Origin of the sequence: uncultured Granulicatella sp. (genome assembly GCF_963516875.1) — a bacterium.
Lineage (GTDB): Bacteria > Bacillota > Bacilli > Lactobacillales > Aerococcaceae > Granulicatella.
In genome coordinates, this window is record NZ_CAUQCL010000016.1 from 26,077 (window position 1) to 39,066 (window position 12,990).

Annotated in this window: 12 protein-coding genes; 11 read left to right on the top strand and 1 reads right to left on the bottom strand. The window is 33.0% G+C overall.

Features of this window, described 5'->3' with window-relative positions:
• The first annotated feature begins 104 nt into the window (after nucleotides 1-104).
• Complete coding sequence (locus RWM24_RS06705; RefSeq protein WP_314112718.1) at nucleotides 105-1,484, top strand: potassium transporter TrkG; 1,380 nt, start codon at nucleotides 105-107, stop codon at nucleotides 1,482-1,484.
• A gap of 15 nt (nucleotides 1,485-1,499) precedes the next feature.
• Nucleotides 1,500-2,165: a TrkA family potassium uptake protein gene (locus tag RWM24_RS06710; RefSeq protein WP_314112719.1), complete on the top strand. Its 666-nt coding sequence runs from the start codon at nucleotides 1,500-1,502 to the stop codon at nucleotides 2,163-2,165.
• 46 nt (nucleotides 2,166-2,211) lie between these two features.
• Here RWM24_RS06710 and RWM24_RS06715 read toward each other — a convergent pair whose 3' ends face one another.
• Entirely contained in the window at nucleotides 2,212-3,315 is a 1,104-nt protein-coding gene (locus RWM24_RS06715) for a sn-glycerol-3-phosphate ABC transporter ATP-binding protein UgpC (protein WP_314112721.1), read from the bottom strand.
• A 236-nt stretch (nucleotides 3,316-3,551) separates the two neighbouring features.
• Here RWM24_RS06715 and RWM24_RS06720 point away from each other — a divergent pair, with 236 nt between their 5' ends.
• The 9 genes from RWM24_RS06720 to RWM24_RS06760 form a co-directional block, all read left to right on the top strand.
• Nucleotides 3,552-4,115 carry a dUTP diphosphatase gene (locus RWM24_RS06720; RefSeq protein WP_314112723.1) on the top strand — a complete coding sequence of 188 codons (564 nt, stop codon included), beginning with the start codon at nucleotides 3,552-3,554 and terminating at the stop codon, nucleotides 4,113-4,115.
• 12 nt (nucleotides 4,116-4,127) lie between these two features.
• Nucleotides 4,128-5,504 carry a DNA repair protein RadA gene (gene radA / locus RWM24_RS06725; RefSeq protein WP_314112725.1) on the top strand — a complete coding sequence of 459 codons (1,377 nt, stop codon included), beginning with the start codon at nucleotides 4,128-4,130 and terminating at the stop codon, nucleotides 5,502-5,504.
• A 30-nt stretch (nucleotides 5,505-5,534) separates the two neighbouring features.
• Nucleotides 5,535-6,665: a PIN/TRAM domain-containing protein gene (locus tag RWM24_RS06730; RefSeq protein ID WP_314112727.1), complete on the top strand. Its 1,131-nt coding sequence runs from the start codon at nucleotides 5,535-5,537 to the stop codon at nucleotides 6,663-6,665.
• 265 nt (nucleotides 6,666-6,930) lie between these two features.
• Nucleotides 6,931-7,869 carry an ABC transporter ATP-binding protein gene (locus RWM24_RS06735; RefSeq protein WP_314112729.1) on the top strand — a complete coding sequence of 313 codons (939 nt, stop codon included), beginning with the start codon at nucleotides 6,931-6,933 and terminating at the stop codon, nucleotides 7,867-7,869.
• A gap of 11 nt (nucleotides 7,870-7,880) precedes the next feature.
• The gene (locus RWM24_RS06740) at nucleotides 7,881-9,050 is read left to right on the top strand and encodes an ABC transporter permease (protein WP_314112731.1); all 1,170 of its coding nucleotides are present in this window, start codon (nucleotides 7,881-7,883) and stop codon (nucleotides 9,048-9,050) included.
• Nucleotides 9,050-10,144 carry an ABC transporter permease gene (locus RWM24_RS06745; protein ID WP_314112734.1) on the top strand — a complete coding sequence of 365 codons (1,095 nt, stop codon included), beginning with the start codon at nucleotides 9,050-9,052 and terminating at the stop codon, nucleotides 10,142-10,144. Before RWM24_RS06740 ends, RWM24_RS06745 begins: the two co-directional genes overlap by 1 nt.
• Before the next feature lie 80 nt (nucleotides 10,145-10,224).
• On the top strand, nucleotides 10,225-10,959 hold the full coding sequence (locus RWM24_RS06750) for a DUF554 domain-containing protein (protein WP_314112736.1): 735 nt from the start codon (nucleotides 10,225-10,227) through the stop codon (nucleotides 10,957-10,959).
• 48 nt (nucleotides 10,960-11,007) lie between these two features.
• Complete coding sequence (locus tag RWM24_RS06755; RefSeq protein ID WP_314112738.1) at nucleotides 11,008-11,325, top strand: heavy metal-binding domain-containing protein; 318 nt, start codon at nucleotides 11,008-11,010, stop codon at nucleotides 11,323-11,325.
• A 534-nt stretch (nucleotides 11,326-11,859) separates the two neighbouring features.
• A partial coding sequence (locus RWM24_RS06760; protein ID WP_314112740.1) for a pyruvate formate lyase family protein occupies nucleotides 11,860-12,990 on the top strand: 1,131 nt, incomplete at its 3' end.

A 12,990-nucleotide genomic window follows, 5' to 3' on the forward strand; every position in this document is an offset into this window, starting at 1 on the left:
TTATACTAAACATTTAGATAAGATTTCATTTATTTTATCGATTTTTTTTTGGAAAAGCATTATAATTTTCAAGAATAGATTTTTATGATTAATGGAGGAATTAAATGATTCGTTTTTTATTTCAACAATCCATTCCTAAAAGAATAGCAGCTAGTTTTGCTATTGTCATTTTAGTGGGTTCTTTATTACTAAACTTACCTATCTCACAATTAGAGACATCACAGGCAACTTATTTTGATCATTTGTTTACAACTGTTTCGATGGTTTGTGTAACAGGATTATTTACTCAACCGGTCGCTTCTACTTATAATACATTTGGTCAAATCATTTGTATGTTCTTAATGCAAATTGGTGGACTTGGTTTAATGAGTATGATTGCCTTTTTCTTATATGATTTTGGTAAGAAATTATCTTTAACAGATAGATTGGCATTGCAAGATAGTTTAAATCGTGATGATACAAAGGATTTTAAAGATTATTTGAGAACGATTTTTAAATATACGATATTAATTGAGGGAATAGCGGCTATTGTTCTTTCTTATCGTTTTATTCCAATGTTAGGAGTTGGTAAGGGAATATTTACAGCGATTTTCTTTGCAATTTCAGCTTTTTGTAATGCGGGATTTGATAATTTAGGAAGTAATAGTTTAATTGATTATGCAACAGATCCTTTATTATCAATCGTTATATCGGCGTTGATTATATTAGGAGGAATTGGTTTTGCAGTATGGTTTGATGTGAAAAATTCTCTTTCTTGTTATCGTCGTTCACTTCAAAGTAAATATCATAAATCATTTTATCAACGATTACATTATCATACGAAAGTAGTTATTTTATTAACGATCGGAATTTTGGTAGCAGGAACTTTCTTAACATTGATAACAGAGTGGAGTAATCCTGATACAATTGGAAATTTGAATTTCGGAGAAAAATTATTAGTGAGCTTTTTCCAAACTGTGACAATGAGAACAGCAGGATTTGCAAGTATTGATTATACAAAGGCAAATCCATCTACTTTATTACTCTATTGTATTCAAATGTTTATTGGAGGCTCTCCTGGAGGAACAGCAGGTGGTGTGAAAACAACAACCGTATTAGTGGTGTTATTATTTATTCGTTCTGAAATTTATGAGAAAAAATCGATTAATTTTAGAAATCATACTATTTCCTATGAAATGGCTCGAAAATCATTAATGATTTTTATCATATTTACCGTATTAACATTAAGTAGTGTATTTTTATTAAGTATTACAGATCCACAGGCTCCATTATTATATACATTATTTGAAACGATATCTGCTATGTGTACAGTAGGAGTAACGGCTAATTTAACACCGACTCTATCGATGTTTGGACAAATTATTATTATGTTATTAATGTTTATAGGAAGAATTGGACCATTAACAGTTTTATTAAGTTTTTCAAATCGAAATAAACAAAGTTCATCGATAAAATATGCGAAAGCTCCATTATTAATTGGATAGAAAGTAGGAATATATATGACAAAAACAGTAGGAATCTTAGGGCTAGGATTATTTGGTACAACAATTGCGAAACAATTAAGCCAATATGACTGTGATATTATTGCAGTAGATAGTCAAGAAGAAAATGTAAATCGATTAGAACCTTATGTGACAAAAGGAGTTGTTGCAGATATTACAGATATTCATGTATTAGAAGAAATTGGTATTAGTGACTGTGAAGTTGTAGTGGTTGCTACAGGAAGTAATTTAGAAGCGAGTATTTTAGCAGTGATGCATTGTAGTAAATTAGGAGTGCCAAAAATTGTAGCAAAAGCAAAAAGTAAAACTTCAACAGAAATCCTTATGAAAATGGGAGCAACTAGAATTATCAATCCTGAAAAAGAAACAGGAATACGTGTTGCAAAAAATATCCTCCATCATAAATTAGCAGATGTAATTGCATTAGATGAAAATATCTCCTTAGTAGAATTTTATCCACCATTATCATGGGTAGGAAAAGCATTAAAAGATTTACATTTACGTCAACAATATGACTTAAACTTAATTGGATATCGTACAAAAGAAAACTCTCCTTTAAATACACAATTAAGTGCGGATTATGAGATTCAAGAACAAGTGATGCTAGTAGCCATTATCGATAGTAAGCGACTAGAAAATGCTGATTTTTTGAATGAAGATTAATAAAAGAAAGCTCCCTTTTTAGGAAGCTTTCTTTTTTGCGTTTGCATTAACGGATAACTGTTTCAGTTTCAGCATCGAAGAAGTGTGATTTATTTAAGTCAAATGCTAAATCAACCATTTCTCCTGGGTTGTGGAAGTCACGAGCATCTACTTTAGATACAAATTCAGTGTCATCTACTTTAGTATATAACATTGTTTCAGCACCTAATAATTCTGATACAACAACTTCAGCTTTTACAGAAGATGAAGGATATGTTTCAAGAACGATTTGTGAACCTTTAATATCTTCTGGACGGATACCGAAGATTAATTCTTTACCATTGTATCCTTTTTCTTCTAATAGATTTTGTTTCGCTAATGGTAATTGTAATGATAATCCTTTACCGTTTGAAATAACGCCATCTTGTAATGTTACTCTGAAGAAGTTCATTGCTGGTGATCCAATGAATCCAGCTACGAATACATTGTTTGGAGTGTTGTAAACTTCTTGAGGAGTACCAATTTGTTGAACGATACCGTCTTTCATAATAACGATACGGTCAGCCATTGTCATCGCTTCAGTTTGGTCGTGTGTTACATAAATAGTAGTTGTTTCTAAACGACGGTGTAATTTAGCGATTTCTGCACGCATGGCAACACGTAATTTAGCGTCTAAGTTTGATAGAGGTTCGTCCATTAAGAATACTTTAGCATCACGAACGATTGCACGACCTAAAGCAACACGTTGACGTTGTCCACCTGATAAAGCTGCTGGTTTACGATCTAAGTATTGAGCTAATCCTAAGATTTCAGCTGCATTTTTAACACGTTTGTCGATTTCAGCTTTGTCATATTTACGTAATTTTAATCCGAATGCCATGTTATCATAAACACTCATATGTGGATATAACGCATAGTTTTGGAATACCATTGCAATATCACGATCTTTAGGAGCAACATCGTTCATAACAGTATCGCCAATTTTTAATTCACCTTCAGAAATATCTTCTAAACCAGCAATCATACGTAAAGTTGTAGATTTACCACATCCAGAAGGTCCTACGAATACGATAAATTCGCGATCTTTGATATGTAAGTTAAAGTCTGTTACTGAATAAAAATCAGCATTGTCATATTTTTTGTGAATATGATTTAATTCCATTTGTACCATTTTATAATCCCCTTTTGTTTTATTTATTGGATAACTAAATTATACTTGAAAAAGCTTTCAAAGCCTACAGTCTGTATGACTAAAAATTTAATCTATTTTTGTGCAAGTTGCATAGAAATGGGAATAACACATAGATGATATATTGAAATTTGTTTAAATTAGGAAATCTTCTAGTGTAATTTTACCCTTTCAATGTTATGATAGAGTAGAATAGTATAATAAGAAAAGGTGATAAAATGGAAAGAAAACGTGGATTTGAAATTATATCAAGTTATCAAGATAAAGGGATTAATATCCCAAAACGTTCCACAAAACATTCAGCAGGATATGATTTTGAAGCAGCAGAAACAATTGTGTTACCAAGTATTTGGAAGATGATTTTTAAATATTGTGCCGTTCAATTAAAACAATGGGTGTACCGTACTGATAGAGAAGTAGTGGAAGCTGAATTAGAAAAAGAACAAAAAGTATTAAAACCAATTTTAGTTCCTACAGGAATTAAAGCGTATATGCAAGAAGATGAATATTTACAATTAGCAAACCGCTCTAGTAATCCATTAAAACACTTCTTAGTATTACCAAATGGGGTAGGAGTTGTGGATAGTGATTACTATAATAATGAAGGAAATGAAGGACATATTTATTTCCAATTATTGAACTTTGGATTATTTGATAAGGAAATTCAAAAAGGTGATCGTATCGGTCAAGGAATTTTCCATTCATTCTTGAAAGCAGATGAAGATGATGAACAAGAAGCGAATGAAAGAACAGGTGGATTTGGTTCATCAGGCGTTCGCTAGAAAGGAGTTTTTATGGCAAAAGCAACCGTTAGTTATCTCTGTTCAGAATGTGGGTATGTTTCTCCTAGATATTTGGGGAAATGTCCAAACTGTGGACAATGGAGTACGATGGAAGAATATAAGGAAGTTGCGACAAGTAGTACTAAAAAACAATCTTTAGTGAGTCATTCTGAAGAAGAAAATCGAGCAAAACCACTTCGTATTGATCAAGTTGCTTATGAACGTGTCAAACGTGTAGAAACTTCGATGCAAGAATTAGATCGTGTATTAGGTGGTGGAGTAGTTCCGGGTTCTCTTGTATTAATTGGAGGAGACCCTGGAATTGGGAAGTCTACTTTGTTATTACAAGTATCGAGTCAGTTACAAAAAGCAGGAGGCAGTGTTTTATACGTTTCAGGTGAGGAAAGTGCTGCGCAAGTAAAAATGCGTGCAGAACGTTTAGGAATGCAAGCAGATGGGTTTTACATTTATCCGGAAACAGATTTACAAGCTGTGGTAACACAAGTCGAACAAATAAAGCCAGACTATGTCATTATCGATTCGATTCAAACAATGGCACATCCACAAGCAACAGGAATTGCAGGAAGTGTTTCTCAAGTAAGAGAATCAACTGCAACTTTAATGAGATTAGCGAAGTTAAATCAAATTGCAATTTTTATTGTAGGCCATGTGACAAAAGAAGGAGCTTTGGCAGGACCTAGAATGTTGGAGCATATGGTGGATACTGTATTATATTTTGAGGGAGAAAAACATCATAGCTTTAGAATTTTACGTTCTGTAAAAAATCGTTTTGGCTCAACAAATGAAATTGGTGTATTTGAGATGATGCAAGATGGATTAAAAGAAGTGATAAATCCGTCAGAAGTTTTCTTGGAGGAACGCTTAAAAGGAGCAACAGGTTCAGCAATTGTTGTGTCTCTAGAAGGAAGCCGTCCAATTTTAGCAGAAGTTCAATGTTTATTATCTCCAGCAATTTTTGGAAATGCTAGAAGAACAACGAGTGGATTGGATTATAATCGAGTCGCTCTACTAATGGCAGTATTAGAAAAAAGAGCCGGATTATTGTTGCAAAATCAAGATGCTTATTTCAAATCTACAGGGGGCTTGAAATTAAATGAACCAGCGATTGATTTAGCAATTGCGATGAGTATTGTTTCAAGTTATAAAGAACAGGGAACCGCTGTAGATGACTGTTTTGTAGGAGAAATTGGGTTGACGGGAGAAATTCGTCGTGTAAATCGTATTAGTGATCGTGTGAAAGAAGCACAAAAATTAGGATTTAAACGAATTTTTATTCCGAAAAATAATATCGATGGATGGGAATTTCCAAAGGGAATTGAAGTTGTTGGAGTTTCCTCTGTGAAAGAAGCCATTCAAAAAGCATTTTAATAAATTCATTAGATAAGGAAGGTGAGTAAAATGGATTTATCTGTAAAAGGTCAGCTTTTTGCCAAACGGATGATGATCCTCATATTTGTGATTTTAGGAGGCAGTTTAGGGGTGACCTATTTACCAGCATTTTGGGATTTAATAGGAATCTCAAATGAATGGTTAAATTCTGCTGTGTGTAGTGCATTGATTGGTGCAATTATTTTCTTTTTTATTTCTTTATTATTAACAAAACCTATCATGGCAGGATTTAAACGTTTAGAAAAAGTAGTCAATCAATTTTCAGTTAGTTATATTATATTTGGTTTACTAGGAACATTACTAGGGTTAGTCGTTGCTTCATTCATTAGTTTACCATTAACGAATTTGCAGATTCCAGCTATTACGCAAGTTGCGCCTGTAGTATTGAGTATTGTATTTGGCTATTTGGGATTTTATATTGGTACGAGTCGTCGGGCTGATTTTCAGAAAATTATTTCAGTGAGAAAAAAAGCAGAAGAGGCTCAAGTGTTGGAAAGAAAAGTAGATGATGCCTTTCATAAATATAAAATTTTGGATACGAGCGTCATCATTGATGGACGAATTTATGATATTGCGCAAACTGGATTTTTAGAAGGGGTATTAGTCATTCCAGTATTTGTACTGAATGAATTGCAATATATTGCGGATAGTTCTGATAGTGTGAAACGAGTTCGTGGACGTAGGGGATTAGATATTCTGAATGCTTTACAAAAAGAATCGAAAGTTCCAGTTGAAACCTATGATGGAGACTATGATGATATTACGGAAGTAGACCGTAAGTTAATTCGATTAGCTAAAGCGATTGATGGAGTTATTATTACAAATGATTATAATTTGAATAAAGTTAGTGAATTTCAAAATGTTCCTGTCTTCAATATTAATGCATTAGCAAATGCCATTAAACCTGTTGTGATTCCTGGAGAAATGATGAAAATTCAAGTCATTAAAGCGGGAACTGAAAGGCAACAAGGGGTCGCTTATATGGATGATGGAACAATGATTGTTGTTGAAGATGGTCAATATTACATGAATCAAGAAATCGATGTTATTGTAACGAGTGCATTACAAACTGCAGCGGGTCGAATGATTTTCGCAAAACCTGCTCATTCACAGAAGAAAATGAATAAACCAGAAGACTAGAATTTAGATAGTGAGAAGAAACAAAAATGTTTTTTCTCACTTTTTTTGATACAAAAAAATGACTAAAGTCATTCTTGTTAGTGACTAAAGTCAGTAGGCGAGTGTGGGAATAATTTGTATAATAAGATTACAATAAAGCGAAGGGAAGAGAGAGTATGATGACCTATCAAAAAGGAAAAGAAAAAATCGTAATGGTTCTATTAGGAATACTCTTAGCTTTTGTTTTTTATAAATTTTTCTTACATTAATATAAAGGAGAACAAATATGGCATACGTTGAAATTCAATCTATTACAAAATCATTTGATGAGAAAAAAGTATTAAATCAAGTTTCTTTTGAAATTATGAAAGGGGAATGTTTTGGTTTATTAGGACCAAATGGAGCTGGTAAATCAACACTGATTGATATCATTACTGGATTAAAGAAAACAGATCAAGGAGATGTGTTGATTGACGGACATTCGATTAAAGAAGACGCATTAACGATTCGACAAAAATTAGGAGTCGTTCCACAAGAATTGGCGATTATTGAAGAATTAAATGCTGTCGATAATTTAACATATTTTGGTGGACTATATGGTTTATATGGGAATACGTTAAAAGAAAGAATTGCAGAAATTCTAGCAGTAACTGGATTAGAAGAAAAGAAAAAAGAAAAGGTAAAAACTTTTTCAGGTGGGATGAAGAGACGATTGAATATTGGGATTGCGCTCTTACATCAACCAGAATTTTTAATTTTAGATGAGCCAACGGTTGGGGTTGACCCACAATCGAGACAACATATTTTTGACTTTTTAGAAACTTTAAATCAACAAGGTACAACTATTTTATACACTTCACATTATATGGAAGAAGTGGAAGCATTATGTGACCGTGTGTTTATTATGGATCTTGGAGAAGAAGTAGCATATGGAACAAAAGAATATGTGAAGGAATTAGTAGGATTAACGTATTCTATTGAAGTAGTACTGGATCGTATTCCGCAAGGATTCGAGCAAGTCGTCTTAGAAAGTGAGAATGGTATTCAAGAAGTAACGGTTGAAAATCGTCAAATGAATTTAGTCGTGGATCGTTCGATTTACTCGATGATGAAATTTATCTCTTTAGTCGAAGAAAATCACTTAGTTATTAAAAAAGTTTCGGTTAATGAAACAACATTAGAGGAAGCCTTCTTGAAATTAACAGGAAAAGCATTACGAGATTAAAGGAGAGTACTATGAAGTTTTGGTATTTTTTAAAAGCAAATATTCAGATGATGTTCAAACAGTTTCATATGCTGTTTTTTATGATTGTATTAGCTCCGCTAGCAGTAGGACTGTTTATTAATTTTTCAGGTAAAAATGTCATTGAACGTAAACCGAATAAAGTAGATACATTATTATATGTAGAAAATCAAGATCAAGAAGTGTTAGGAAATATTGTTCAAAAAACGCTTGAACAATTAAACGAACAAAAAATCATCACTGTAATAACTGATAAAGAAAAGGCAGAATTAATTGCTATTATTCCAACAGATTTTTCCAAAATAGTATCAGAGGGACAGCAATCAAATCCAATTCAAGTACAAAAGAAATCAAAAGTTTCGACAAGTGATCAATTGACATATGAAATTATCTTGAAAAATATTACTGGTCAATTATTTGAGCAAGTAGAGTTGAAGGAATTGGTGAAGGATAAAAAACAAGTCGATGATGCAACAGCAGCTGTATTATCTACGCAAATTCTTCAACGAACAAATGAGGTTCTTAGTACAGAACTCTATCAAAGAAATGATTATCAAACGAGTCGAATGCTGACAAGTGAGCAATACTTTTCTACTGCGCAATTAACGATGATTTTGGCTATGGTTTTTTCAACAGTGGTGGCAAGTGCTGTGAAGCCTGAATTAAGTGGGCTAAATAAACGAGTGAAGTTATTACCACTGAGTGTTCGCCAAAGAGAAACGTATGGATTGATTTCGAATTTTATCCAATTTTATCTTTTTACTTTATTATATGTAGGAATTTGGAAAGTGATTAATCCATCAACATTTAATGGTAATCTATTGGGGATTGCAGGGATTTTAGCGATTCAATTATTTGCAATACTATCGATAGCAGGATTTGTAAGTATATTTATTACGGAGAAAACGTTAGGATTAGTTTCTTCTATTATCTCACTTGGATTTGTTCTTTTTTCAGGGGCAATTCCACTTGATAAAATGAGTCCAATGTTCCATTGGTTTGGAGATAATCCATTTAGAAGAGTATTGATTGAACCAATCATTCGTATGATGCAACAAGAAGGTATAGCAGAGTTTATGATCATTTATATTGTGATGATCATCGTAAGTTTAATGATTATGGAATTACAAATTCGTTGTTTACAAAGAAGGGAGGAATACTAATGGATTTATTAAGAGGGATAGGATTTCATATTAAAAGAATCGTAAAGAGTCCAGCATTGATAGGTCAAATGGTAATTCTTCCAACAATAGTGACACTTTTTATGGTATTCATTCAATTATCGACTACAAATAAAAACAATACAACAACTTCTTCCTCAACTCCTTCATTAGCGATTGTATTGAAAGAAGGAAATGAAGAGTTTCAAAAAGAATTAGAAAGTTTATATTCTGAAAATGTTTTTTATACGGATAAAGAAAAAGCCTTAAATGATTTGGAAAAAGGATATATTCGAAGTGTGTATGTTGTTCCGAAAAATTTTGTTCAATCTTTAGGAAATGGACAAAAAATACAGATGGAAGTGTATAGTCGTCAAAAACAAAAAGAAGTTTTATTAGAACAAGATATGCAAGGAATCTTGCAAAAACAATTAGTCAATACAACTCTTCAAAAAGAAGGAATATTAGAAAAGGGAGAATTATTCAAGCAAAGTGAAAATCAACTCGTTCATTTTGAAGAAGAAAACTCAACAACTGTAAGCTATGTGTTATTACTATTGTTAGTGATGTTTTATATTTTGTTTAATACATCTTCTATTTCATTTGACTTAATTACTTTTAAGAAAAATTATGTATTAAAACGTTCATTATTAGCGCCACGTTCTAATGCGTGGATTACAAAGAGCTTTTTGGGTGCATACTTTATAGTGATATTTGTTGCGAATCTATTGATCATTTTCTTTATGGATAGAGTGATGAATGTAGGTATTCCAAATTGGTTTAACGTTTGTTTATTAGTGGCAAGTGGGATTATTTATAGTTTGAGTCTAGGATTATTTTTATTTAGAATATTTAAAAATCCAATGATAGCTCAACAAGTAGGGGTCTTCGGTACTCTCTTACTTGCGGGACTTGGAATGGCACCAAAACTATTTCAGTCTGAGATTATCGATATGGTAGCGCATTTTAGTCCAGTTTACTGGTTTGTTCAAATCGTTGATCGTCAAGAATTACTTCCGGGTATTCCAATGGTATTAGTGATGGCACTAGTATTCTTTACTGCAGGAAGTTATCGTTTAGAAACTTATGTCGATTAATATAAAAAAGTATATCAATTGCATAGAAGTTATATTAATGGTAGGATGAATTGACAAAAATTAGAAACTAAGGAGAATTTATGCCAGTAGGAATTATAGTTGATTCAATTGCCATTTTATTAGGAGGATTTGTTGGAGGATTTGCAGGACATAAAGTACCGTCTGAAATCAAAATTCAATTAAATTTAATTTTCGGATTATCATCTATGTTGCTGGGAATCACTTCAATGGGATTAGTACAAAATATTTCAACCGTAATATTTTCAATGATTTTAGGGACGATTGTTGGGGTGTCTTTCAAACTAGGACATCGTATTAATCAGTTGGGACTATTATTAGAACGACCTGTAACAAAGTTAATAGGTTCAGATCATGATGGATTAAGTCGTGAAGAATTTTTAACGCAGTTAGTAACGGTCATTGTGTTATTCTGTTTTGGTGGAACGGGTATTTATGCTTCACTAGATTCAGGAATGACGGGAGATCATAGTGTTTTAATTGCAAAATCAATATTAGACTTTTTTACGGCAGCTATTTTTGCTTGTAATATTGGTTATGTTGTTTCATTAGTGGCGATACCTCAATTTGCAATCTTCTTTTCATTGTTTTTAATTGGGGCACAGATTTTTCCTTTAACAGATCCTGTTATGTTAGCAGATTTTAGAGCCTGTGGAGGAGTAATTATGTTAGCAACAGGAATGAGAATTGCAAAAGTAAAAATGTTCCCAGTAGCGGATATGCTTCCGGCAATGGTCTTTATTATGCCGATAAGTTGGGGATGGGTTCATTGGATTTTACCATTGATAAGTCAATAGAATAGGTGTATAATAAGTTTAATAAAAAAATCACAAGGAGTGGTTAGGATGATTATTACAACAACACCAACAATTGAGGGACACAAAATTGTAGAATATAAGGGAATTGCTTTTGGAGAAGTTATTTCAGGGGTGAATGTTTTAAAAGACCTTGGAGCAAGTTTTCGTGATTTCTTCGGTGGTCGTTCTCAAGGGTATGAAGAGGAATTATTAAAAGCTCGAGAAGATGCTCTTCGTGAATTGGAAAAACGTGCCGTTCATTTAGGAGCTAATGCAGTTGTGGGAGTAAAAATTGATGCTGAAACAGTCGGAACAGGTGGTATGTTAATGGTAATGGCCTCTGGTACTGCGGTTGTGATTGACTAAGCTTAAAATTAAAAGATAGAAATAGGGTTGATGGATTTTCCATCAACCTTTTTTGTTTGAAGAAAAACATCTTTAAATGATGTATTAGAACAGTATTTAAAATATGTGTGAATATAGAGGTTTTTATTGGAATAATGGAAGGATAAATGGTTAAAAGAATGCGTTAAAAATGAAAGCGGACACAGTAAAATCAAGTGTTTTAGGAATTGTATACCATTAATGTAGAGATGATTGACGGAATTATTTAAATTATTTTATGAGTTGTAATATTCACTTAACTGTATTAATACAGTTAGTTTGAGGTGTGTCAATTTAAACTTTTAACTGATTTTTAAGGATGAAAGCTTTCAGAATAGGTTTTTTAATAGCTTTTCTTTATAATTTTTGAACAAAGTACTTGTAATAAATATCACTTAGATAAAAAAATAGTACAGATTTTTGTGATTATTCCATTGCTAATTCTTGAGAAAAGATGTATAATAACCTTGTTAAAAGAAAAACAAAAAATAAAAATAAAAGAAAAGAGGAAAATAAATGGTTAATAAAGCAGTTGTTGAATCCCAAGAACTTTTTGAAAAAGCTTGGGAAGGCTTCAAGGGTGTAGATTGGAAAGAAAAAGCAAGTGTATCTCGCTTCGTTCAAGCTAACTACACACCATACGATGGAGATGAAAGCTTCCTTGCTGGGCCAACAGAACGTTCACTACACATCAAAAAAGTAGTTGAAGAAACTAAAGCTCACTATGAAGCAACTCGTTTCCCAATGGACACTCGTCCAACTTCTATTGCTGATATTCCTGCTGGATATATCGACAAAGAAAACGAAGTAATCTACGGTATCCAAAATGATGAATTGTTCAAATTGAACTTCATGCCAAAAGGTGGTATCCGTATGGCGGAAACTACTTTAAAAGAAAATGGATATGAACCAGATCCAGCTGTTCACGAAATCTTTACAAAATACGTGACTACAGTTAACGATGGTATCTTCCGTGCATATACTTCAAACATTCGTCGTGCTCGTCACGCTCACACTGTAACTGGTCTTCCAGATGCATACTCTCGTGGACGTATCATCGGTGTTTATGCACGTCTTGCTTTATACGGTGCAGACTACTTAATGCAAGAAAAATTAAACGACTGGAACTCAATTGAAGAAATCAATGAAGAAACAACTCGTTTACGTGAAGAAATCAGCTTACAATACCAAGCATTACAACAAGTTGTTCGCTTAGGTGACTTATACGGAGTTGATGTTCGTAAACCTGCGATGAATACTAAAGAAGCTATCCAATGGGTAAACATTGCTTTCATGGCAGTATGTCGTGTTATCAATGGTGCTGCTACATCATTAGGACGTGTGCCAATCGTTTTAGACGTTTATGCTGAACGTGACTTAGCTCGTGGTACATTTACAGAATCAGAAATCCAAGAATTCATTGATGATTTCGTTATGAAATTACGTACAGTTAAATTTGCTCGTACAAAAGCTTATGATCAATTATATTCTGGTGACCCAACATTCATCACAACTTCTATGGCTGGTATGGGTAATGACGGTCGTCACCGTGTTACTAAGATGGACTACCGTTTCTTGAATACTCTAGACAATATCGGTAACTCTCCAGAACCAAACTTGACAGTTCTTTGGACTGACAAATTGCCA